The organism is Polynucleobacter cosmopolitanus, from assembly GCF_002224225.1.
GTDB lineage: Bacteria > Pseudomonadota > Gammaproteobacteria > Burkholderiales > Burkholderiaceae > Polynucleobacter > Polynucleobacter cosmopolitanus.
Genome location: NZ_NJGG01000001.1, coordinates 744742 through 765898 on the forward strand (window position 1 = coordinate 744742; position 21157 = coordinate 765898).

At 45.3% G+C, this 21157-nt stretch carries 26 protein-coding genes; 13 read left to right on the forward strand and 13 right to left on the reverse strand.

Translation table 11 applies throughout. The features are described 5' to 3' along the window. Positions 1-95: 95 nt before the first annotated feature. The 4 genes from AOC33_RS03850 to AOC33_RS03865 all read left to right on the forward strand — a co-directional run bounded on the left by AOC33_RS03850 (position 96) and on the right by AOC33_RS03865 (position 4369). Positions 96-1385, forward strand: coding sequence for an efflux RND transporter periplasmic adaptor subunit (locus tag AOC33_RS03850; protein WP_089515247.1), 1290 nt, complete (start codon positions 96-98; stop codon positions 1383-1385). Between the two features lie 21 nt (positions 1386-1406). Then, a complete protein-coding gene (locus tag AOC33_RS03855) occupies positions 1407-2135 on the forward strand; it encodes an ABC transporter ATP-binding protein (RefSeq protein ID WP_089515248.1) in 729 nt (242 codons plus the stop codon). Beyond that, on the forward strand, positions 2132-3352 hold the full coding sequence (locus AOC33_RS03860) for an ABC transporter permease (protein ID WP_245835577.1): 1221 nt from the start codon (positions 2132-2134) through the stop codon (positions 3350-3352). The genes AOC33_RS03855 and AOC33_RS03860 overlap by 4 nt, the downstream gene beginning before the upstream one ends. 147 nt (positions 3353-3499) lie before the next feature. Further along, positions 3500-4369: an undecaprenyl-diphosphate phosphatase gene (locus AOC33_RS03865; protein ID WP_089515249.1), complete on the forward strand. Its 870-nt coding sequence runs from the start codon at positions 3500-3502 to the stop codon at positions 4367-4369. A 2-nt stretch (positions 4370-4371) separates the two neighbouring features. Here the strand turns inward: AOC33_RS03865 and AOC33_RS03870 are convergent, their stop codons facing one another. Then, positions 4372-4773: a bactofilin family protein gene (locus AOC33_RS03870; RefSeq protein WP_143744011.1), complete on the reverse strand. Its 402-nt coding sequence runs from the start codon at positions 4771-4773 to the stop codon at positions 4372-4374. Between the two features lie 149 nt (positions 4774-4922). On the opposite strand from AOC33_RS03870, the gene trmB reads away from it, so the two are divergent. After that, positions 4923-5714: a tRNA (guanosine(46)-N7)-methyltransferase TrmB gene (trmB, locus tag AOC33_RS03875; RefSeq protein WP_089515251.1), complete on the forward strand. Its 792-nt coding sequence runs from the start codon at positions 4923-4925 to the stop codon at positions 5712-5714. Between the two features lie 39 nt (positions 5715-5753). Here trmB and AOC33_RS03880 read toward each other — a convergent pair whose 3' ends face one another. Then, positions 5754-7145, reverse strand: a complete 1392-nt coding sequence (locus tag AOC33_RS03880; protein ID WP_089515252.1) for an NAD-dependent succinate-semialdehyde dehydrogenase — start codon at positions 7143-7145, stop codon at positions 5754-5756. Positions 7146-7604: 459 nt separating this feature from the next. On the opposite strand from AOC33_RS03880, the gene AOC33_RS03885 reads away from it, so the two are divergent. Beyond that, positions 7605-8402: a lytic transglycosylase domain-containing protein gene (locus tag AOC33_RS03885; protein WP_245835578.1), complete on the forward strand. Its 798-nt coding sequence runs from the start codon at positions 7605-7607 to the stop codon at positions 8400-8402. Between the two features lie 35 nt (positions 8403-8437). On the opposite strand, the gene nusB is transcribed toward AOC33_RS03885, so the two are convergent. From nusB to AOC33_RS03930, 9 genes are all read right to left on the reverse strand, one after another. Continuing rightward, positions 8438-8932 carry a transcription antitermination factor NusB gene (gene nusB / locus AOC33_RS03890; protein ID WP_089515253.1) on the reverse strand — a complete coding sequence of 165 codons (495 nt, stop codon included), beginning with the start codon at positions 8930-8932 and terminating at the stop codon, positions 8438-8440. Positions 8933-8964: 32 nt separating this feature from the next. Further along, positions 8965-9456, reverse strand: a complete 492-nt coding sequence (gene ribH, locus AOC33_RS03895; protein WP_089515254.1) for a 6,7-dimethyl-8-ribityllumazine synthase — start codon at positions 9454-9456, stop codon at positions 8965-8967. A 49-nt stretch (positions 9457-9505) separates the two neighbouring features. Then, complete coding sequence (gene ribBA / locus AOC33_RS03900) at positions 9506-10639, reverse strand: bifunctional 3,4-dihydroxy-2-butanone-4-phosphate synthase/GTP cyclohydrolase II (protein ID WP_089515255.1); 1134 nt, start codon at positions 10637-10639, stop codon at positions 9506-9508. A 138-nt stretch (positions 10640-10777) separates the two neighbouring features. Further along, positions 10778-11410 (reverse strand): riboflavin synthase, encoded by a 633-nt coding sequence (locus AOC33_RS03905; protein WP_089515256.1) that lies wholly within the window; start codon positions 11408-11410, stop codon positions 10778-10780. A gap of 16 nt (positions 11411-11426) precedes the next feature. Beyond that, positions 11427-12563: a bifunctional diaminohydroxyphosphoribosylaminopyrimidine deaminase/5-amino-6-(5-phosphoribosylamino)uracil reductase RibD gene (gene ribD, locus AOC33_RS03910; RefSeq protein WP_089515257.1), complete on the reverse strand. Its 1137-nt coding sequence runs from the start codon at positions 12561-12563 to the stop codon at positions 11427-11429. 57 nt (positions 12564-12620) lie between these two features. After that, positions 12621-13241 (reverse strand): pilus assembly FimT family protein, encoded by a 621-nt coding sequence (locus AOC33_RS03915; protein WP_089515258.1) that lies wholly within the window; start codon positions 13239-13241, stop codon positions 12621-12623. Next, positions 13226-13729, reverse strand: a complete 504-nt coding sequence (locus AOC33_RS03920) for a hypothetical protein (protein WP_143744012.1) — start codon at positions 13727-13729, stop codon at positions 13226-13228. The genes AOC33_RS03915 and AOC33_RS03920 overlap by 16 nt, the downstream gene beginning before the upstream one ends. Then, positions 13680-14333, reverse strand: a complete 654-nt coding sequence (locus AOC33_RS03925; protein ID WP_089515260.1) for a hypothetical protein — start codon at positions 14331-14333, stop codon at positions 13680-13682. The genes AOC33_RS03920 and AOC33_RS03925 overlap by 50 nt, the downstream gene beginning before the upstream one ends. Next, positions 14330-14545 (reverse strand): prepilin-type N-terminal cleavage/methylation domain-containing protein, encoded by a 216-nt coding sequence (locus AOC33_RS03930; RefSeq protein ID WP_089515261.1) that lies wholly within the window; start codon positions 14543-14545, stop codon positions 14330-14332. Before AOC33_RS03930 ends, AOC33_RS03925 begins: the two co-directional genes overlap by 4 nt. A gap of 137 nt (positions 14546-14682) precedes the next feature. Between AOC33_RS03930 and AOC33_RS03935 the strand changes: the two genes are divergently transcribed. Together AOC33_RS03935 and AOC33_RS03940 are read left to right on the forward strand one after the other, a co-directional pair. Then, entirely contained in the window at positions 14683-14964 is a 282-nt protein-coding gene (locus AOC33_RS03935) for a BrnT family toxin (RefSeq protein WP_089515262.1), read from the forward strand. A 10-nt stretch (positions 14965-14974) separates the two neighbouring features. Then, on the forward strand, positions 14975-15184 hold the full coding sequence (locus AOC33_RS03940) for a BrnA antitoxin family protein (protein WP_089515263.1): 210 nt from the start codon (positions 14975-14977) through the stop codon (positions 15182-15184). Here AOC33_RS03940 and nrdR read toward each other — a convergent pair whose 3' ends face one another. Together nrdR and glyA are read right to left on the reverse strand one after the other, a co-directional pair. Further along, complete coding sequence (gene nrdR / locus AOC33_RS03945; protein WP_089515264.1) at positions 15185-15631, reverse strand: transcriptional regulator NrdR; 447 nt, start codon at positions 15629-15631, stop codon at positions 15185-15187. Between the two features lie 21 nt (positions 15632-15652). Continuing rightward, positions 15653-16900 carry a serine hydroxymethyltransferase gene (glyA, locus tag AOC33_RS03950; RefSeq protein ID WP_089515265.1) on the reverse strand — a complete coding sequence of 416 codons (1248 nt, stop codon included), beginning with the start codon at positions 16898-16900 and terminating at the stop codon, positions 15653-15655. Positions 16901-17006: 106 nt separating this feature from the next. Between glyA and AOC33_RS03955 the strand changes: the two genes are divergently transcribed. From AOC33_RS03955 to tolB, 5 genes are read left to right on the forward strand one after another with little or no spacing between them, the layout of a single operon-like run. Then, entirely contained in the window at positions 17007-17765 is a 759-nt protein-coding gene (locus AOC33_RS03955; protein ID WP_089515593.1) for an SDR family oxidoreductase, read from the forward strand. Between the two features lie 54 nt (positions 17766-17819). Next, complete coding sequence (tolQ, locus tag AOC33_RS03960; RefSeq protein ID WP_089515266.1) at positions 17820-18476, forward strand: protein TolQ; 657 nt, start codon at positions 17820-17822, stop codon at positions 18474-18476. Between the two features lie 17 nt (positions 18477-18493). After that, positions 18494-18916 (forward strand): ExbD/TolR family protein, encoded by a 423-nt coding sequence (locus AOC33_RS03965; RefSeq protein ID WP_089515267.1) that lies wholly within the window; start codon positions 18494-18496, stop codon positions 18914-18916. Between the two features lie 40 nt (positions 18917-18956). Then, entirely contained in the window at positions 18957-19757 is an 801-nt protein-coding gene (tolA, locus tag AOC33_RS03970; RefSeq protein WP_089515268.1) for a cell envelope integrity protein TolA, read from the forward strand. Between the two features lie 25 nt (positions 19758-19782). Then, on the forward strand, positions 19783-21072 hold the full coding sequence (gene tolB, locus AOC33_RS03975; RefSeq protein WP_089515269.1) for a Tol-Pal system beta propeller repeat protein TolB: 1290 nt from the start codon (positions 19783-19785) through the stop codon (positions 21070-21072). The last annotated feature ends 85 nt before the right edge of the window (positions 21073-21157 follow it).

A 21157-nucleotide genomic window follows, 5' to 3' on the forward strand; every position in this document is an offset into this window, starting at 1 on the left:
CAAAAATGAGCTATTTGCAGTTGAAAAACCCCATCCTTGTGCCAAATTTGACCTTTGTCACATGGATTTTCTTATAAAACCCTATACTTGCTAATATGAAGATTCTACTGAGTCGCCTTGGCAGTCAATTGAAAGCAAGGCTAGAACAATTCAAAGCCTTTTTGCAAACCCATGCATGGTTTCGCCGAGGGGTTTATTTCACTCTAGTCGTTTTGGTATTTTGGGTACTTTGGAAGATATTGAGTTCAGTCTTTGGTTGGAGTGATCCAGAATACAAAACTGCTCGCATTGAAGAGGGTCCTTTGGCTGTAACGATCAGTGCCAGTGGCACATTGAATCCTGTGAAATCAGTGCAAGTGGGTACGCAAGTATCTGGCATGGTTCAAGAGATTTATGTCGACTTCAATGATGTGGTGAAAAAAGACCAAGTCATTGCGCGGATTGACCCACGTGAGTGGCAAGCTCGATTTGAGCAAGCTGAAGCCAATTACATTTTGGCTAAACGCAATCACGATAATAATATCAAGCTGATTGAGAAAAAATTCATTTCTCCGTCAGCTTTTGATCAAACCCTCAGTGCTTATAAAAGTGCCAAAGCATCTTTGACCATGGCCAAGAAAGCGTTGGATGACACAGTGATTCGTTCGCCAGTGGATGGTGTGGTTGTTAAGCGCAGTGTCGAGCGAGGTCAAACAGTAGCGGCCAGTTTGCAGGCGCCAGAGTTGTTCATCATTGCTCAAAACTTGGCGGATATGCAAGTTGAAACCGCCATTGATGAATCAGATGTGGGTCGCATTGTGGAAGGTATGGCCGCCACATTCACAGTCGATGCATTTCCTAGCAAGGTGTTTCAAAGTCAGGTCAAGCAAGTGCGTAAGGCACCCATCAATGTGCAAAACGTGATTACTTATACCGTTTTACTCAGTGCTCAAAATACTGATCTGAAATTGTTGCCAGGAATGACCGCCAATACTTCGATCATCACAGAGCAAAAAGAAAAAGTTCTACGTATCTCGAATGCTGCTTTGCGATTCAAGATGCCCAATACCAGTGGCGTGGCAAAGAATGAATCAGCCAATCCATCTAGAGGTTCAGGTGCGACAGGATCTTCACCAGCATCTGCGCCAATGATGGGTAAGCCTTCGGCCATCAGAGATGTCAAAGTGACCACGCGTAAAGTTTGGGTGTTAGAAAAATCAGGCTTAAAAGACAAGCCTGTTCAAAAAACCATTCGTGTGGGTTTGAGTGATGGTAATGCCAGCGAGGTATTGCCAGGCGAAGATGCAGCAGCAACCCTGCAGATTGGTGATTTGGTCATCATCGGCGTTTCTGGTGGTGCAGGCAAAGCAGGTGCAAGTCGCCCATCGGGTCCGCGACTTTTCTAAAGACTGACAAAGACCAAGAGCATGACATTGATCAAAACCCATCATTTGGTGAAAACCTATGGCGTGGGTGAGCAAATAGTTCACGCTTTGGATGATGTGTCGCTCACCATTGAGCAAGGCGAATTTGTTGCAATTGTTGGTGCATCTGGATCGGGTAAATCAACTTTTATGAACATGATTGGGTGTTTGGATCAGCCAAGCAGTGGTTCTTATGATTTGGGCGGTGAAGATGTCGCTAATATGTCCAGCGATGAGTTGGCAGATTTACGCAATCGGCGCATTGGTTTTATTTTTCAGCAATTCAACCTCTTGGCCAGAACTTCAGCCATTGAAAACGTTGCCTTGCCTTTGTTGTATGCCAGAGTCGGTCCTCTTGCAGAATTGAGTAAAGAGCAACGTTACGAACATGCCAAGCAACGCTTAGAGCAGGTGGGTTTGGGTGAACGTTTACTCAATACACCTGCACAACTTTCTGGTGGTCAACAGCAGCGTGTGGCCATTGCCAGAGCTTTGGTCAATGATCCTGATTTAATTTTGGCGGACGAGCCTACCGGGGCATTGGATTCTAAAACCAGTGCTGAGGTGATGGCGCTCTTGACGCAACTCAATCAACAAGGAATGACCGTTGTGGTGGTCACTCATGAGTCTGATGTGGCCGCTTATGCATCGCGCACGATTACATTCAAGGATGGCAAGGTCATTGATGACAGTCCTAACAAAAAAGTTAGTTCTCTTGGAGGACTCTCTTGAATTTATCCATCGCTCTTCAAGCCCTCAAGGTCAATAAGCTACGCTCGGGTCTCACGATGCTGGGCATCATCATCGGTGTGGCTGCAGTGATTGTGATGATTGCAGTAGGAAGTGGTGCGCAAGCACGAGTGAAAGAACAAATTGCAGGTTTGGGTTCTAACTTGATGATTCTTTGGGCAGGCTCAGTGACAACTGCCGGGGTGCGTGGTGGCACGGGTACAGCACAAACTTTGGTTGAAGAAGATGCTTGGGCTGTCATGCGAGAAATATCAGAAATACAAGTGGCAGCGCCTACGCAACGTGGCAGTGGACAAATTGTGTGGGGCAACTCCAACTGGTTGGCTGCCATTGTTGGAGCCACGCCAGAGTATTTTGAGGCGCGTGATTGGGCGCTTATCAGCGGTCGTTTATTTGAAGCTGGTGAAATGTCTGGTGCAGGTAAGGTGGCCATCATTGGCCAAACAGTGGCCAGAGAATTATTTGGTGACAGTGACCCAGTGGATCAAATCATCCGCGTGCGCGGTGTGCCTTTCACGGTGATTGGTTTACTGGAGCGCAAAGGTCAAAGCATGATGGGGCAGGATCAAGATGACATCGTCATCATTCCTTTAACAACCGCACGCAATAAAATTTTTGGCGCTTTACAGGGCCGCATTGGACGAGTCAGTTCTATTTTTATCAAATCCAAAGATGGTGCTGATATGAAAGAGGCTGAAGAGAAAGTCAGAGAACTTTTGCGCCAACGCCATCGATTAACCGGTAATACACCCGACGATTTTTCTTTGCGTAATTTGACAGAAATACTTCAAGCTCAAGAAGCTGCTAGTAAAGTCATGGCCATCCTATTGGCAGCGGTTGCATCTGTTAGTTTGCTGGTGGGTGGTATTGGCATCATGAACATCATGCTGGTTTCGGTCACAGAAAGAACTCGAGAAATCGGTTTGCGTTTAGCTGTTGGTGCCAGAGGCAAAGATATTTTGTCGCAATTCTTGGTGGAGGCCATCACACTGTCAACCATTGGTGGTGTGCTTGGGATCCTATTAGGAGGTCTGGGAACTTGGCTCGTTGCTGAGTTGGCTGAATGGCCAGTGCAACTTTCTGTTTTGTCGATTGTTTTGGCAGTGGGCTTTTCTGCGGTGATTGGTATTTTCTTTGGCTACTACCCGGCTCGTAAAGCTTCATCGATGCAGCCAATACAAGCCTTGAGGTATGAGTAAGTCTTTGAAATATCATCGATCGTGATGGGCGGCGATCCGACTAAAGTAAAGCACTTTTTAAAATAGTCGCGACTATTTTAAAAAGTGCTTTAAAAAAGTCGGCTAATCAAAGATCTTTGTGACAAATTAATTGTTTATTATCACGCCATGGATATCTATTTAATTCTTAAAGCAGTCATCTTGGGCTTGGTAGAGGGTTTTACTGAGTTTTTGCCGATTTCATCAACGGGTCATTTGATTTTGGTGGGTGACCTATTGGATTTCAATGACGACAAAGGCAAAGCTTTTGAGGTCATCATTCAGTTTGGTGCGATCTTGGCAGTTTGTTGGGAGTACCGACAAAAACTCATCAGCGTGGTCACTGGGATTGCTTCAAGAAGAGCATCACAACGTTTTGCCGTGAATGTCATCATCGCCACGATTCCAGCGATTGTCTTGGCCTTGTTATTTGGCAAATACATTAAAAGTGCTTTGTTTTCTCCGATTCCTGTGGCCACAGCATTCATTGTGGGCGGCTTCATTATTTTTTGGGCGGAGGCTCGTCAAAAGAAGTTAGAGTCTGATGCGGGTGATGGTGTGTTGATTTCTCGAGACATTAACGGTGTGGATGATCTCAATTGGCGTGATGCATTGAAGATTGGTTTAGCGCAATGCGCTGCTTTGATTCCTGGAACTTCTCGTTCTGGTGCAACCATCATTGGTGGCATGTTGTTTGGTTTGCCAAGAAAAGTTGCCACAGAGTTTTCTTTCTTCTTGGCCATCCCAGTCATTGCAGGCGCAACACTCTATGAATTAATCAAGCTGCGTCATGTTTTAGGCGATGCTTCATGGAGTACTTTTGGTCCAACCTTGGGCATTGGCTTCGCAGTCTCTTTCGTGTCTGCCTTTGTGTGTATCCGTTGGTTGATCCGTTATGTGGCCACCCATGACTTCAGGATCTTTGCTTGGTACCGAATTATTTTTGGAGTTTTAGTTTTGTTAACTGCTTGGACGGGCGTCGTCCAGTGGTCACATTAGTTTTAAACCGAGGTCATGCTGCTTGCGCTAGTACTAGAGCGAAGCTGATTTGATTGTGGGTTTCTAACTTTACGATTGGCTTGAAGCATCGTGCCTTCAATCACTGCACCAGTGGCGATGGTGAATGCTTCAGCGCTGATATCTCCGTGAACCACGGCACAATCAGATAAGAAGATTAATTCTTTGGCAAAAATATTACCAATCACTTTGCCAGCGATATAAGCTTTGTTGCAGTGAATGTTGCCAGTGACAACTCCGCTTGGACCAACAGCAATGGAGCAAGGGTATTTGTCTGCTGGCTCTAGGTTGCCGAATACTTTGCCGTCGATGCGCAGGCTGTCGTGCACAGTCATACGACCATGGATCACTGAGCTTTTACCCACCAAGGTATCAAAGCTCTCCATTCCTTCAGCGCGCGGTTTTTTCTTTTTAAACAAAATATGACAAATCTCTAATAATTGTCATAAGTATAAATCATTAGCTCTATGGGGAATGAGATCGGTCTTAGAGTGAGGATGAAAGGCGATGTGGCTCAGGAGATTAAAATAAGCGCATGTCAGAAAAGAATTCAGAATCTCCGCGTTTACATCAATCTTTTGATCAAGCCAAAGAAGCTTTTGCTAAAGAGTCTAAGGACTCTGAGCATTACTTGCATCGCATCAAGTCTTTTGTTTTGCGCACAGGACGTTTGACCCCTGGCCAAGCTCGTGCCATTGAAATCCTGGGCCCTGAATTTTTACTACCCTTCACAGCTCAAGCAATTGATTGGGGTAAAAGTTTTAAATCTAATCCTGCTGATTCAAATGAGACGCCAAGACCAAAAATTCTTGAAATAGGTTTTGGCATGGGGGAGACCACCGCCAAGATTGCTGCAGCCAGGCCAGCCGATGATTTTTTAGCCATTGAGGTTCATGAGCCAGGAGTGGGGGCATTACTTAAGTTAATAGGTGAGCAAGGGCTAACTAATTTAAGGTTGATGCGCCATGATGCCGTAGAGGTTGTTGAAAATATGATCCCAGCATCTTTTTTAGATGGTGTTCATGTTTACTTTCCGGACCCGTGGCATAAAAAACGCCACAACAAGCGCCGTTTGATCCAAGCAGAATTTGTATCACTATTAAGTAGTCGAATTAAACCAGGTGGCTATTGGCACTTGGCCACCGATTGGCAAGAATATGCTGAGCAGATGATGGAAGTGTTATCTGCAGAGCCTACTTTGGTAAATACGGGTGTCTTAGCAGGTGGGTATGCGGAACGTCCGACTTACCGCCCAGTGACCAAGTTTGAGAATCGAGGGATTCGTCTTGGGCACGGGGTTTGGGATTTGGTGTTCAAGAGAGTATAAAAATATTCTTTCTAATTGTTTGCTGAGCTTGCGCTTGATCTAGAGCCCCAAGCAAACGTATTTCATTTCTAAGTACTCATCCATTCCCCAGACACTGCCTTCTCTGCCAAGGCCTGATTGTTTGACACCTCCAAAAGGCCCCACTTCACTTGAGATTGTGCCGGTGTTCACGCCGACCATGCCAAATTCTAAAGCTTCAGCAACTCTCCAAATGCGACTGATGTCTTTGCTATAGAAATAAGAGGCCAAGCCGAATTCGCTGTCATTGGCCATTTGAATCACTTCAGACTCTAAAGTGAAGGGAATCACTGCGGCCACTGGGCCAAAGGTTTCCTCTTCTGTGATCAACATGCCTTTTTTAACACCCGCTAAAACAGTCGGTTCATAAAAAGTGCTACCCAAAGCATGGCGCTTGCCACCAGTCATCAGTCGGGCGCCTTTGGCAACCGCATCTTGAACGTGTTGTTCAACTTTATCAATGGCTTGCTGATCAATCAAAGGCCCTAATTGAACGCCTTTATCTAATCCTGGGCCAATGACCAAGCCCTTGCTGGCTTGAGTGAGTTTTTCGACGAATGCATCATGCAAGCTTTCGTGAACGTAAAAACGGTTGGTGCAAACGCAGGTTTGGCCGGCATTGCGGTATTTGGACTGCATAGCGCCACTGACGGCTGCATCTAAGTCAGCGTCTTCAAACACAATGAAGGGGGCATGGCCACCCAGTTCAAGCGCCACCTTTTTAATGGTTGGGGCGCATTGCTCCATCAGAATTCTGCCCACCGGGGTTGAGCCGGTGAAAGAAAGGTGGCGAACCAATGGAGAGTCGCAAAGTGCTTTACCAATCTCGATGGAGTTCTTCCCATCGGCTGTTACGAGATTGATCACGCCATCCGGGATGCCGGCTTCTTTAGCTAGTTCTACCAGTGCCAGAGCTGACAGGGGTGTTTGTTCAGCAGGTTTGATCACGATCGTACAACCAGCAGCAATGGCTGGAGCAACTTTGCGGGTGATCATGGCCAAAGGGAAGTTCCATGGGGTGATAGAGACACACACCCCAATTGCTTGCTTGAGGACCATCATGCGTTTATCCGACCAAGGGCTGGCAGGAATGGCGCCCATCACGCGCTTGGCTTCCTCGGCAAACCACTCAATGAAAGAGGCTGCGTAGTTGACCTCACCTTTGGCTTCCATCAATGCTTTGCCTTGTTCTTCAGTCATTAAGCGGGCCAGGCGATCAGCATCGCGGTTCATGAGGTCAAACCAGCGTCTTAATAGCTGTGCTCTGTCTTTACCAGTTCTTGCTTTCCAGGCGGGCAGTGCTGCGTGCGCCTGATCAACTGCACGCAAAGCATCTGCTGCGGTCATATTAGGGACTTGAGCAATGATTTGTTGATTGGCTGGATTGTTTACATCGAAGAATTGTTTTGTCATAGGGTTTGATTTTGCCCTAATTTATCAAGTGCCTCCTTATTTGCTTAATCTTTGTTTGATTCTGAAGCTTTGATTCGGCAATGAGTTTTCTTGTTGACTGCCGTTGGAGAGGATAAGTTAAAACCCTAATATTTGCAGAATGCTGAATCAATCTATGGTTTTTAATCAAAAAAAATCACTAAATATAGTTTTTTCAGAATATAAAATTAGTGGTCACTAACATAAAATTTACCCTTATACGTCAATGAGTCACCCACCTTATCCACAGGGGGTATGATTCTTTATACAGTCTTTTAATAACTAAAAATAGTGTAAATAATTTTCTATATGCTTGACAGTGTATATAACCTTTCCTAATATGCATCAACTCAAAGAGATGTTGCAGTGCACAAATTTCAATGCTTCAGTTGGATGCTTTACTTTGAATCAGTGAACGAAACACTTTTTAAGAAGGTAGAAATGAATACAAACACTTTGAAGATGGTTATCACAGGCATACAGGACAGAGCTAGCTCTGCGCCCGTTGACTTGCTTTCTATTGCCAAAGCAAAGTTCAAGGGCGTGATGAGCTCCCTGGGCGTTCTAGCTTCGTTCATGGTGCTGGCCATGTGGATGAACCAGCCTTTGCGCGTTGAATTAGCCTCTTGGCTGATTCCAACTGGGGCATACCAAATATTCCAGAACGGTTTTGAGACTGTTCCTTCTGTGGCTCCTCAGGCTGCCAAGATTCCAACCAGCTTGGTAGACACAAATGCAGTAGATCCTAAAATTCTTAAGTCTGGAGCAGAGCGTCAAGCGGTTGCTTCATACATATCCAGTAAATACAAGATTGCTCACTCAGCCAGCCTAGACTTTGTTGATAAAGCCATGACAGTGAGTCGAGAGGTGGGTCTGGACCCAACCTTGATTTTGGCTGTTACCGCTGTTGAGTCAAGTTTTAACCCTTTGGCTGAGAGCAAAAAGGGTGCGCAGGGTCTGATGCAGGTCATGACTCGGGTTCACGTCGAAAAATTCCAGCTATTTGGCGGACATGAAGCAGCCTTAGATCCAGATGCCAATATGCGTGTGGGTTCTTTGATTCTTCGTGAATACATCGCCAAAGGTGGTTCTTTGAACGCAGGATTGCGTTTGTATGTTGGTGCCTCATCCATCTTCATCAGTGATGGTGGTTACGGCGAAAAGGTTTTGGCTGAAAGAGATCGTTTAAGACAGGCTGCTGCTTTGAGAGTAGCTAGTTTGGGCCAGAGTCTTTATTAATTTACAACAATTGAAGTTCAGTTCAGAGCTGTAGCTCAGCGCGGCATCTCATGTGGTCTAAGTTGTTGGGCCAACTTATCCAGAACACCATTCACATACTTGTGGCCATCCGTGCCACCAAATACCTTAGCAAGTTCCACAGCCTCATTAATGGCCACCTTGAACGGTACGCTGATATCTTGAGCTAATTCAAATGCAGCAATGAGTAAGGCACCATATTCAACGGGTGACAACTCTTCCATTGGGCGATCGATGTGCTGCTTGATGTGGTTTTCAAGGGTGTCATAGTGGTTCACCACCCCAGAAAATAAATGATCAAATAATTCTTTTTGAGCTTTTTTAAAACCAGGGTCTTCACCGAGTTGCTTGGCAATCGTGGCGTAGTCTGAAAAACCACCAGCTGCTTTGATCACCAACCATTGATAGACACCTTGCAATGCGTATTCGCGTGCGCGACGACGTGGCGTCAAAGACCGTTTCACCGTGACAGATGAAATCGGTTTATTGAGTTGTTGGGGATCAAAGTTCATAAGCTGCTAAATATTTTTTTATTGAGTATTGACTAGTCTTCTTCAACTTCATCATCAGGTGTTAAGCCAATGGATAGGTTGGCCATTTCAACAGCAGTGCGAGCACAATCACGACCTTTTTCAAGAACACGTGCTTGAGCTTGTTCATCTGTTTCACAAGTAAGAACACCGTTAGCAATCGGAATACCGTAATCAAGACCAACGCGTGAGATGCCAGCACCTGATTCATTTGAAACAAGTTCAAAGTGATAAGTTTCACCACGAATCACGGCACCCAAAGCAATCAGCGCATCAAACTCGCCACTCTCAGTGAGTTTTTGAAGTGCTAGAGGAATTTCTAAAGCGCCTGGAACAGTTGTGATCACAATATCAGGCTCAGCAACACCAAGAGCCAATAATTCTTTCACGCAAGCCTCTGTTAAAGCCTCACAGATAGGGGCATTAAAACGCGCTTGGACAATACCGATGCAAAGGTCTTGACCGTTTAAGTCTGCTTCAATTCGATCAATGTTAGTTAGTGGCATGTGAACCTTTGTGTGTGGCGGTGATAAAACTAAAAATCGCTAAAACTAATTATGTTGCTTGATATGGCAAATGTCCGGTGACCTCTAAGTCGTAGCCGGCCATCGTTGGTAACTTACCTGGCTTGGCCAATAACTTCATTTTACGGATGCCCAAATCCTTCAAAATTTGCGCTCCGATACCGTAGGTGCGGAAATCAGTTTTTCTTTGAGGGTTCATTGGGGCAATGCCATCCAATTTACCCAATTGGTTGAACCAAGCATCTGTGTTCACGGCAGCTGTGCCAGCGCAATTCAATAAGACGATCGCACCAGTTTCACTTTCAGCAATGGTTTTAATCGCTTGAGTCACAGGCCATGAATGACTGGCAGATTCTGTTTCAAGTAAATCAAGAATGGTGGCGGGTTCATGTACACGCACCAAGGTTTCTTGGTTTGGATTTGGTTGACCTTTGATCAAGGCCAAGTGCGCACAACCCGTTGGACTGTCTTTATAAGCAATGCCTTGTAAAGGTCCCCATGGGGTATTGAATACGCGAGTGCCTTGACGGCTGATGATGCTTTCATTGCGACTGCGGTAATGAATCAAATCAACGATGGTGCCAATTTTTAATTGATGCGCTTTGGCAAATTCAACCAAGTCAGGCAAGCGAGCCATCTCGCCATCGTCTTTCATGATTTCACAAATCACAGCGGCTGGACTGCACCCTGCAAGCTCAGCTAAGTCACAACCTGCTTCAGTGTGACCAGAGCGAACCAAAACGCCACCCGCTTGCGCCATGAGTGGAAAAATATGACCAGGCATCACGATGTCGCGGGGTTTGGCTGTTGGAGCAACCGCCACTTTGACTGTGTGGGAGCGATCAGCAGCAGAAATACCGGTGGTAACACCTTCAGCTGCTTCAATCGATACCGTGAAATTAGTGCCAAGAGCTGCGGTGTTATCACGCACCATCAAAGGCAAATTCAGTTGCTCGCACCGTTCGCGAGTCAGGGTCAAGCAAATCAAGCCTCGACCATGCTTGGCCATGAAGTTAATCGCTTCAGGCGTGACATGATCAGCAGCCAGCACCAAGTCACCTTCGTTTTCACGATCTTCTTCATCGACTAAAACGACCATCTTGCCGGCACGCATGTCAGCGATGATTTCTTCAGTGGAGGCTAGGGAATAGGTTGTGCTTGGCATAGACCCGTGATTTTAAAGCTTTTTTGAGCTAAGGCCGAGTTTTTACGGATGTATCAGCCTTTTCGCACCCTAAAGTTCCTTACATCCTTGAGGAAAGGGCCAGCAAAAGGGCCCATCAAGATGTCAATTGGACGTTAATTAATTGGGCGCCAACATGCGCTCGACATAGCGCGCAATCAAATCAACCTCTAGATTCACCAAAGAACCAGCCTTGAGGTACTGAAGGGTGGTATTTTGAAGTGTGTGAGGGATGAGGTTGATGTGCATCAGGCAGCCATCTTTCAGGTCCTCAACTTTGTTGACGGTCAATGATGTGCCATTAACAACGATTGAACCTTTGTAGGCCAAATACTTGGCTAAAGACAGAGGCGCTTTGATGACCAAATGCCATGAACCTTCATTGTTTTGAGATTCATTCGTTTTAATTTGTTCGACTTGTTCAAAAAGTGTCACCGTGCCCATGCCATCGACGTGTCCGCTGACCAAGTGACCGCCCAAGCGATCATTGAAGCGCAATGCTTTTTCAAGATTGATGTGACCAGGTTTATCCAAGCCCGTGGTTTTATCCAAAGACTCTGCTGAGATATCAATCGCAAAATGTGAGTCAGTCATCGAGACCACAGTCATGCATGCACCTTGAAGCGCAATGCTGTCGCCCAATTGAACATCACCCATGTCTAATTTTCCGGCGTTGATGTGTAAACGAAAGCCATCACCGAGTTTTTCAACGGTGTCGATGTGTCCGATTGCTTGAATGATTCCAGTGAACATAGGTTTTCTTTATAAGTTACTTTTTTATGAGACGCAAGCGCAAATCATGGCCAATGGTTTGATGATCGATCATATCCCAAGCATCAACGCCATCAAGGCTTGTGAGGGCAGGTAGATTGGCCATGCCTTGAGCATCGCCTAAAAGTTTTGGTGCCATGTAGATCAATAGCTCATCGACACAATTTTCGCGAAGCAGTGAGCCGTTGAGTTTGAAGCCTGCTTCAACGTGTACTTCATTGACGTGACACTTTTCTGCCAAGTAAGTGAATAAAGCAGATAAATCAACTTTGCCTTTTGAATTGGATGTGTCAGCCATTTTTATCAAAGTGACATTCTTGGCTTTTAAAGCAGTTTCCATTTTGCTAAAGTGAGCGTCATCCACTTGTCCGCAAACAACCATCGTGTGACCGCCGATGGTCTCATCCAAAATTTTTGCATTGAGCGGAACTTCCAAAAATGAATCAATCAAGATTCGCATTGGTTGTCTTACGGAAATATCTTTTGGATGAACGTCTCTGACATTCAATTGAGGGTCATCTTCTTTGACGGTGCCGATGCCTGTGAGAATGCAGCAAGCTCTGGCACGCCACAAATGACCATCATGTCTGGCCTCTGCACTGGTGATCCATTGGCTCACGCCATTGTGAAGAGCGGTTTTACCATCGAGACTCGCAGCAATTTTCATGCGCACCCAGGGCTTCTTTCGCGTCATGCGTTTGATAAAGCCGAGATTAAGTTCCATGGCTTCTTTTTCAAGAAGACCGTAACGCACTTCAATGCCTGAGGCTCTGAGTGTTTCTAATCCTTGTCCTGCTACCAAAGGATTGGGATCTGTCATGGCGGCAATCACAGTCGACACTTTGGCAGCGATCAAGCTATCAGTGCAAGGAGGTGTGCGCCCATGATGACAGCAAGGCTCTAAGGTGACGTACACCGTTGCACCTGTGACATCTTTACCTTTGGCTTTGGCATCTTTGAGCGCATTGATTTCTGCATGGTCTGAGCCAACCACTTGTGTATGACCTACTCCCAGTATTTCGTTATTTTTAACAATGACACACCCAACCCGAGGATTTGGGTTACTCACGAACATGGATTTCTTGGCCTCTGCCAAGGCCATGGTCATGAAGTCATGATCACTGGGGGTGTACATAAATAATTTTCATTGAAAGCTTATGGGATGCTTTATTTTAGAGGTGATTCAAATACTTTACAGACATTTTTGATTATCCCTATTGGGATTGCAGCTTCGCCAACGTCCACCAGGACCCAAGATGACATGCATTTGTAGATGGGGATACTGTCGGTGCTGCCAAATGATGCGGTTGGCCACAAAACCGCCATTACGAAGCAGTGCTACATTTCCTGATTGAAAGCTGATGTGCCGAGCTTTATGCGGTGCGCTCATGTCGGTGAATTGCTGACTGTCTTTCAATGAATTTTGAGCCACCTGAATCCGACCTTTTAAATGGCCACCATGCAAAGAATATTGCTTGAGAGTTTTAAATGCTTCTTCTGAAGAAAATACATCTTGGGTGATTTCCCAACCATAGGACCAGTCTCTGAATTCAGCATTACCCAGTGGTTTGAGTGTCACAGTTTGATTAGTTTGTCTTGATAGTTGCCTGGCTAATTGCGCATCTTGCATGAATGCATAACTGACTTCGTCCAGTTGTAAGAGCGCAATTTGTTCGCTGAATAAATGTGCAGCAATCGCTGACATGGCTGCCATCATTCCTAGACAGATCAATACCTCGATCAATGTAAAGCCTTTAGTTGAAAGATTCGCGAATCGAGTAAAAACAGCTAAGGCAGTCAAGGCTTTTTCCATTCAAGGCGTTGCACAGTTCTCTCATTTTTTCTGGGTGTTGCAGATGCTTTCTTGGAACTTGAAGAAGTTTCTTTTGGAACATCCACTCTGATGATGCTTTGGATTGTTGTTTTACTATCAGTCCGACTGTGCTGATCTTGGGTGGTGGCTGTTAATTTGAAATGTTGACTATTGATCCCAGCTTTGCTTCTGAAGTTCTTTGGTCGGAAGGTCTCTGTTTCAACCAGGTGATTGACATCCAGCCCTTGAGCCATCAATTTTTCGGCACTGATTAACTTTTGCTCCGTTAGTCTGAAATTTGCTAAATATGATTTTTCACTACCCAGTATTCTGATCTGAGTGACAGTCATATTGAGGATGGCTGCTATGGATAGGGTGGTCAGCAGAACAAAGCTCAGCACGCTGATCAATATGAAGCCGCTAGAGTTATCGATGTACTTATGGATTGGTGGATGGGTGACGCAAGGCGTAGATCTTTTCAAGTTCAAGTGAGTGACGTCCTTTCTGAAGTTTTAAATGAATTTTTATTGCTTTGACTGCTTTCCAGTGAGGATTGTTTTTGCTTGCGCGCTCGCTGATTTGATAGGGCTCGTACCACTGAATCGAACCATTCTGTTTGAAGCCTGCTTGTATTTGCATTGATTGAACATGACCAATCAGGGCATCGTTCTGTAGTTGAGATTTTTTATTTTTGGTTTGTAAATACAGCACGCCATCGCGTTGCTGATGGTGCCCTTGCATTTGCACAAAAAAAGCTCTGTAGTTCATCTCTTCTTCTTTGTTGGTGGTGAAGAACGCATCAGAGCTGTCCATGCTGGCTGAGCCTTTCCTGATCTGAAATTGACCTGCTTGAGCATTGCTCATCGAGGCACTGTCTTTGATCATCAATCTTGGGATCTTCGATCCTTTCGGAGTGCTGGCCATCTGAATGGCTTCCCCCATCATTTGTAGGGCTTGCAGAGCTTCACTTTGAAGTGTTACTTTAGCTGCTTGCTGATCCAGTGATGCATAGATTTGATGTCCTGATTGAGTCAAGTTCATCAGGATCAAGCTGCCCGCGAGGCTGCTGATCAATATCTCTAGGAGATTCATTGATGGTCCTCATCCATCAGAGCGATTTCTAATTCGTGATCATCACTCGCTCGCAGAATTTCTAGAAATTGGGTCTCCAATTTAAGAGAGTGACTGGCAAGAAATTGTTGTGTGGAAAAAATGACAAAGTAAGAGCCACTCAATAGGCTGAGCGCAATCAAAATTTCAATAAAGGTGAATCCGAGTGGATTGAAAGATGTGGTGGATGACATCAATCAATGATGCCAAGGCAGAATCTTCTTGAAAATCAGCTACGGATGATTGGCTTGTAAGAAATTTCTGAAAATATTTTTTGTGTCGCCACATGTTTTTTTCTTGTATATAATTAAAAAATAACTACAATATAGTTATGAAAAACATAACCTTTGAGTGGGATGAGAAGAAAGCTTTGTTGAATCTTAAAAAACATAAGGTTTCGTTTGAAGAGGCTAAGTCTGCTTTTTATGATGACTGGGCCAGGCTGATGAGTGATCCTGATCACTCTGAACGAGAGCGAAGATATATTTTGTTGGGATTGAGCAAAATTGCCAGATTAATTATCGTGTGCCACTGCTATAGATCGTACGATAGTGTGATTAGGATCATTTCCGCTAGAAAGGCAACAACTTCGGAAGCAAACTTTTATCCATAAAGGTGAATATATGCGTAAGAACTACGACTTCTCTGGGGCTAAGAAAAATAGTTATGCAGCTGCGCTTAAAAAACAAATAACTATTCGACTTGATGAGGACTCAATTTCATACTTCAAGGGAATCTCTGAAGAAGTTGGAATACCTTATCAGAGCTTGATTAATTTGTACCTCAGAGATTGTGCTACGTCTAATCGAAAATTAAATCTTAAGTGGGCTTAATTATTTAAGCTCTTTGAGCGCGCTTTCAAAAGATTCGATGTCTGCAAAGCTCTTGTAGACAGAGGCAAAGCGGATGTAGGCGACTTTATCAAGGCGCTTGAGTTCGCGCATCACCAGTTCACCAACTCGATCGCTGGCAATTTCTTTTTCGCCGGTAGCTAGTAAGCGCTCTTCGATATTTCTGATCGCTTCTTCAACGGCTTCTGCGGAAACAGGGCGCTTACGCAGTGCAATGCCCATCGAGTCAACAATCTTGCTGCGATTGTATTCAACGCGACTGGCATTCTTTTTAACAATGGCTGGGAGTGCCAATTCAGGACGCTCATACGTTGTAAAACGTTTATCGCACTTTTCGCAACGACGACGTCGTTTAATGACGTCGCCTTCCTCTGATACGCGAGTGTCTAGAACTTGTGTATCTGAGTGTTTGCAAAAAGGACAATGCATGAGCTTCTTTTATTCCCTGGATCAGTTGCTGTAAACAGGGAAGCGTTTGGTGAGAGCTGATACCTGCTCACGAACTTTGGCAATGTTGGCAGCGTCGTTAGGATTATCTAGAACATCGGCAATCCAGTTCGCCACTTGCATCGCTTCAGCTTCTTTGAAGCCACGGGTTGTCATTGCTGGTGAGCCCAAACGAATACCGCTTGTCACAAATGGTTTTTCAGGATCGTTAGGGATCGCATTTTTGTTACATGTGATGTGCGCTTCGCCTAAAACACGTTCAGCTTCTTTGCCAGTGATTTTCTTAGCACGAAGATCCACCAACATCACGTGTGATTGTGTTCCTGAAGAAACGATGCGCAAGCCGCGCTTGATCAATGTTTGTGCCATTGCATTGGCGTTCACTAATACTTGCTTTTGGTACTCTTTAAAGCTTGGCTCTAAAGCTTCTTTGAAAGCGACTGCTTTAGCAGCAATCACGTGCATCAATGGACCACCTTGTAAGCCAGGGAAGATGGCTGAGTTAATGGCTTTCTCGTGCTCGGCTTTCATCAAAATGATGCCGCCACGAGGACCGCGCAAACTCTTGTGCGTTGTAGATGTCACGATGTCTGCGTGAGGCACTGGGTTTGGATAAACGCCCGCAGCAATCAATCCAGAGTAGTGCGCCATATCCACCAAGAAAATCGCGCCCACTTCTTTAGCAACTTTGGCAAAACGCTCAAAGTCGATATGCAGTGAGTAGGCAGATGCACCAGCAATGATTAATTTTGGTTTGTGCTCACGCGCCAAACGCTCCATTGCGTCGTAGTCGATTTCTTCACGGGCATTCAAGCCATAAGAAATGGCATTGAACCACTTGCCACTCATATTAAGAGCCATGCCGTGAGTTAAGTGACCACCTTCGGCCAAGCTCATACCTAGAATCGTGTCACCAGGCTTCAAAAATGCCAAAAACACCGCTTCGTTGGCAGATGCGCCACAGTGAGGTTGAACGTTGGCTGCTTCAGCGCCATAAATCTGTTTCAAACGATCAATCGCCAATTGTTCGGCAACGTCTACATACTCGCAGCCACCGTAATAACGCTTGCCAGGGTAGCCTTCAGCATACTTATTGGTTAATTGAGAGCCTTGAGCCTCTAAAACCGCTGGAGAGGTGTAATTTTCTGAGGCAATCAGTTCGATATGGTCTTCTTGACGCTTGTTTTCCGCTTGGATGGCATCCCACAATGCGGGATCAGTTTTGGCCAATGTTTGACTGCGTTGGAACATGATGAGGGCTTTCTATGAGGATCAAGTAATTTGTAGCTAGCATACGCTAAACTCTGCAGACCTAAATGATACAAAAAAACCAGTAAGGAGACCAAAAATGACTAAGTTGACAGTATTAGTGACAGGTGCCACCGCAGGCTTTGGCCAAGCGATCGCCAAGCGTTATTTGGCTGAAGGCCATAAAGTAGTGGCGGCAGGGCGTCGCGCAGACCGCCTAGAAGCCTTAAAAAAATCTTTGCCAGCCGATCAGCAAGCCCGTTTACACACTGAAATTTTGGATGTGACCAATAAAGACATGGTTTTTGCATTGCCCGCAAAACTACCAAAAGACTTTGCAGGGGTGAATGTTTTGGTGAATAACGCTGGTTTAGCTCTTGGTTTAGAGCCGGCTCAACGAGTTGATTTAGATGACTGGGAGCAGATGGTTGATACCAATATCAAAGGTTTGATGTACATGACACGCGCATTTTTGCCAGGCATGGTCGAGCGTGGTGCTGGCCATGTGTTCAATTTGGGCTCGATTGCTGGTCGTTACCCTTATCCAGGTGGCAACGTTTACGGTGGCACAAAAGCATTTGTGCGCCAATTTAGCTTGAATCTCAAGTCTGATTTATTGGGTACACCTGTGCGCGTGACGGATGTATCACCAGGATTATGTTCCGGCACAGAGTTTTCAAACGTGCGTTTCAAAGGCGATGATGAAAAAGCATCAAAAGTCTATGACGGCGTCCAAGCTTTGACCGCGACTGATATCGCTGAATCAGTTTATTGGGCATCAACATTGCCAGCGCATGTGAACATCAACGTCATTGAAATGATGCCAGCGTGTCAAGCCTCTGGTCCTTTGGCTGTTCATCGCAAGTAATTAAACGGATCACTACATTTAACCCTAAGCTCAACCCTACGGAAATTAACGCTCATGCAAGCCACTCAAGATTTATCAATTCTGTCCTTGATTCTGAACGCCAGTATTTTGGTGCAATTGGTCATGTTGTTATTGGTCGGTCTGTCAGTGGCCTCATGGACAATTATTTTTAGAAAAGGTATGGCTCTTAAAGCGGTTCGTCAAGAAACGGAACGTTTCGAAAGAGACTTTTGGTCGGGTGGTGATTTGAATACTTTGCTTCAAGGTGCTATGCGCAATAAAGACCAATCAGCCAGTCTTGAGCGCATCTTTGAAAGCGGTATGCAAGAGTTTTTAAAGTGTAAAGAGATTGATGGAGCGCGACGCGCCATGAAAGCTGCTTACCAGCGTGAGATGGATACCTTGGAGGCTAACTTGCCTTTCTTAGCCTCGGTTGGTTCTGTATCACCCTACATTGGTTTGTTCGGAACTGTGTGGGGCATCATGAACTCATTCCGGGGTTTGGCCAATGTGCAACAAGCCACTTTGGCCAGCGTTGCTCCTGGTATTGCTGAAGCACTGGTTGCCACTGCAATTGGTTTATTTGCGGCGATTCCTGCGGTGGTCGCCTACAACCGCAACGCTGCTGATATTGATCGCTTATCGATTCGTTTTGAAACTTTCATTGAAGAGTTTTCAAATATTTTGCAGCGTCAACAGCAAGTTCGTTAAACGGAGATTGCTCATTCATGGCTAGTATCTCTAGAAATTCTGGTAGACGTCGGCGCGCAATGGCTGACATCAACGTGGTGCCATACATTGATGTGATGTTGGTGTTATTGGTGATCTTCATGGTCACAACTCCAATGGTCAATCCAGGCATTGTCAGTTTGCCAACAGTGGGTGGTGCACAAGTGCAACCAATGCCACCGGTCTTGATCAATATTTCTGCTGAAGAAGTTATTTTGATCAAGAGTGAAGGCAAGACAGATAAAACCGTCACAAGAGCTGAGCTTGGTGCGTTTGCTCGTGAGCGCGCTGAATTAACACCTGATCAACCAATGGTGATTGCTGCCGATAAATCCATTAAATATGAGATTGTGATGGACGTGATGGCGCGCTTAAAAGAGAACGGTATCAAGCGCGTAGGGTTGGCAGTTAAGAGCAACTGAGACATCACTGAGAGATGAATTGAGCGCAGCAGCATTTCCAATGAATCAATTTAGAAACCGAATTCAGGCAGAACCTGGAACCGGCAAAGCTTTTGTCTGGGCTTTGGGGATGCATCTTTTATTGTTTGGATTTTTAACCTTTGGTTTGAGTTGGAAAAGTCAAACGCCGGCTGGTCTTGAGGCAGAGATTTGGGACAATGTTCCAGTCATCAAAAGTGCTCCAGCAAATATTGATCCAAAGATCGATGCTGATGAAAAAGCCGACATTGCTTTAAAAAAGAAAAAAGAAGCAGTGAGAAAGCCTGAGCCTAAAGAAGAGGTCAAGGCGGCTAAAAAAGTTGATCCAAAAGAGCTACAAAAACAAAAAGCTGAACAAGAAAAATTAGCCAAACAAAAACAAGAGCAAGCCAAAGCAAAGGCCAAAGCTGATGCTGAGCGCAAAGAGGCTTTGGCACAAGAAAAAGCGCGCTCTGATCAATTGGCTCGCTTGAGATCTGCTGCTGGCAAAGAAGGCGCTGCGGGTGGTCGAGGCGGTGTGGTTGGTGATGGTGTGGGTGGTGGCGGTAATGCCAAGCCTGGCTATGCAGATAAAGTACGTAAAAAGATCTTGCCTTTGATTGTGTTCAATCCATCTTTGGTGGCGGGCAATCCAGCGGTAGAGGTTGGCGTAGAGTTGGCGCCTGATGGCACAATCATGAATAGAAAAGTTTTAAAAAGCAGCGGTGATGCTGCTTGGGATCGCGCTGTTTTAAGAGCTGTTGATGATGCTCAAACCTTGCCTAAAGATGATGATGGCAAAGTGCCTAAACAAATACGATTGACCTTTAAACCTAAAGATTAAATAGATTGATGAGATTGGTGAAGCAATGATGAAGACAACTCTGACCAAGAACTTTTTGATGATATTTGCTTTGATGGCATTTTCAGTTGGTGTCAAAGCGCAAATGAATATTGAAATCACGGGTGTGGGTCAGTCACTATTTCCAGTTGCTGTGATGCGCTTTGTTGGTGAAAATCAATTGCCAGTCAAAGTAACAGATGTGGTTCGTTCTAATTTGACTCGCAGTGGAGCGATTCGAAATGTCGAGAGTGGTTCTGCTGAGTTGGGTTGGGACATCAACCCTGACTATAAATCATGGTCTGCGCGTGGTGCTGATGCCTTAGCGGTTGGTAATGTCACAAAGTTATCAGATGGTCGATTTGAGATTCGTTACCGTTTATTTGATATTCGCAAAGGCGAAAGCTTGGGTGGTCTGGTTGTCACAGTGGGCGTTGAAGATTTGCGTTTGGCAGGTCACAAGATTGCGGATGACATCATTCAGAAGATTTTGGGTGAGCGCGGTATTTTTTCAACACGCTTATCGTATGTGATTCGCTCTGGTAAGAGTCATCGCCTGGTGATCTCTGACTCTGATGGTGAAAACGCCAAGCCGGCATTAGCAAGTAATGAGCCCATCATTTCGCCTAACTGGTCACCCGATGGCAAAAAAGTGGCCTACGTTTCTTTTGAAGCGCGCAAGCCAGTGATTTACGTGCATGAGTTAGCAACCGGGCGCCGTACGATTCTTTCTAATCAGAAGGGCAATAACAGTGCGCCTTCTTGGTCAGTGGATGGCAGTCAATTAGCGATGGCCCTATCAAAAGATGGCAATACCCAGGTTTATAAAATCAATGCCAATGGCACTGGCTTGCAACGTTTGACCAGAGGTTCATCCATTGACACCGAGCCACAGTGGTCACCAGATGGTAAGTCTATTTATTTCACGAGTGATCGTGGTGGTAGCCCTCAGATTTATAGAATGTCGACTGCTGGCGAATCATCTGGCACTGCGCAAAGAGTGACTTTTAAACATTCTTTTGTGACAAGCCCGCGTTTATCGCCAGATGGTAAATATTTAGCTTATGTCGCTCGTGTGTCTGGTGCTTATCGGTTGCATCTTCAAGATTTGGCTACTGGAGAGGTCACACCTTTGAGTGATGGCACCAGAGATGAAACTCCCACATTTGCTGCCAATGGACGTTACATTCTGTTTGCCACTCGCGCAGCAGGTAAGCCAGTGTTGATGGCCGTATCTATTGACGGTAAAAACAAGCAAACCTTGAGTTTGCCGGGCGCTGATATTCGAGAGCCTGCTTGGGGCCCATTCATGGATTAATGCTCCAAAAAGCACTGAATTCATCTTAATTTGGTACGATAGGAGCTTAATTCATTGAATTAAGCCTTTTTTGATGAAAATGAAT

Coding starts and splice junctions, on each gene's coding strand:
- ribBA (WP_089515255.1), bottom strand. CDS start 10,639: ATGCCAAGCACAACCTATTCCCTAGCCTCCACTGAAGAAATCATCGCT.
- nrdR (WP_089515264.1), bottom strand. CDS start 15,631: ATGCATTGTCCTTTTTGCAAACACTCAGATACACAAGTTCTAGACACT.
- AOC33_RS03850 (WP_089515247.1), top strand. CDS start 96: ATGAAGATTCTACTGAGTCGCCTTGGCAGTCAATTGAAAGCAAGGCTA.
- ribD (WP_089515257.1), bottom strand. CDS start 12,563: ATGTACACCCCCAGTGATCATGACTTCATGACCATGGCCTTGGCAGAG.
- AOC33_RS03915 (WP_089515258.1), bottom strand. CDS start 13,241: ATGGAAAAAGCCTTGACTGCCTTAGCTGTTTTTACTCGATTCGCGAAT.
- AOC33_RS03870 (WP_143744011.1), bottom strand. CDS start 4,773: ATGGAGAGCTTTGATACCTTGGTGGGTAAAAGCTCAGTGATCCATGGT.
- AOC33_RS03885 (WP_245835578.1), top strand. CDS start 7,605: ATGAATACAAACACTTTGAAGATGGTTATCACAGGCATACAGGACAGA.
- AOC33_RS03940 (WP_089515263.1), top strand. CDS start 14,975: ATGCGTAAGAACTACGACTTCTCTGGGGCTAAGAAAAATAGTTATGCA.
- AOC33_RS03965 (WP_089515267.1), top strand. CDS start 18,494: ATGGCTAGTATCTCTAGAAATTCTGGTAGACGTCGGCGCGCAATGGCT.
- AOC33_RS03905 (WP_089515256.1), bottom strand. CDS start 11,410: ATGTTCACTGGAATCATTCAAGCAATCGGACACATCGACACCGTTGAA.
- nusB (WP_089515253.1), bottom strand. CDS start 8,932: ATGAACTTTGATCCCCAACAACTCAATAAACCGATTTCATCTGTCACG.
- tolQ (WP_089515266.1), top strand. CDS start 17,820: ATGCAAGCCACTCAAGATTTATCAATTCTGTCCTTGATTCTGAACGCC.
- glyA (WP_089515265.1), bottom strand. CDS start 16,900: ATGTTCCAACGCAGTCAAACATTGGCCAAAACTGATCCCGCATTGTGG.
- trmB (WP_089515251.1), top strand. CDS start 4,923: ATGTCAGAAAAGAATTCAGAATCTCCGCGTTTACATCAATCTTTTGAT.
- AOC33_RS03880 (WP_089515252.1), bottom strand. CDS start 7,145: ATGACAAAACAATTCTTCGATGTAAACAATCCAGCCAATCAACAAATC.
- AOC33_RS03865 (WP_089515249.1), top strand. CDS start 3,500: ATGGATATCTATTTAATTCTTAAAGCAGTCATCTTGGGCTTGGTAGAG.
- AOC33_RS03925 (WP_089515260.1), bottom strand. CDS start 14,333: ATGAATCTCCTAGAGATATTGATCAGCAGCCTCGCGGGCAGCTTGATC.
- tolA (WP_089515268.1), top strand. CDS start 18,957: ATGAATCAATTTAGAAACCGAATTCAGGCAGAACCTGGAACCGGCAAA.
- tolB (WP_089515269.1), top strand. CDS start 19,783: ATGATGAAGACAACTCTGACCAAGAACTTTTTGATGATATTTGCTTTG.
- AOC33_RS03930 (WP_089515261.1), bottom strand. CDS start 14,545: ATGTCATCCACCACATCTTTCAATCCACTCGGATTCACCTTTATTGAA.
- AOC33_RS03855 (WP_089515248.1), top strand. CDS start 1,407: ATGACATTGATCAAAACCCATCATTTGGTGAAAACCTATGGCGTGGGT.
- AOC33_RS03935 (WP_089515262.1), top strand. CDS start 14,683: ATGAAAAACATAACCTTTGAGTGGGATGAGAAGAAAGCTTTGTTGAAT.
- ribH (WP_089515254.1), bottom strand. CDS start 9,456: ATGCCACTAACTAACATTGATCGAATTGAAGCAGACTTAAACGGTCAA.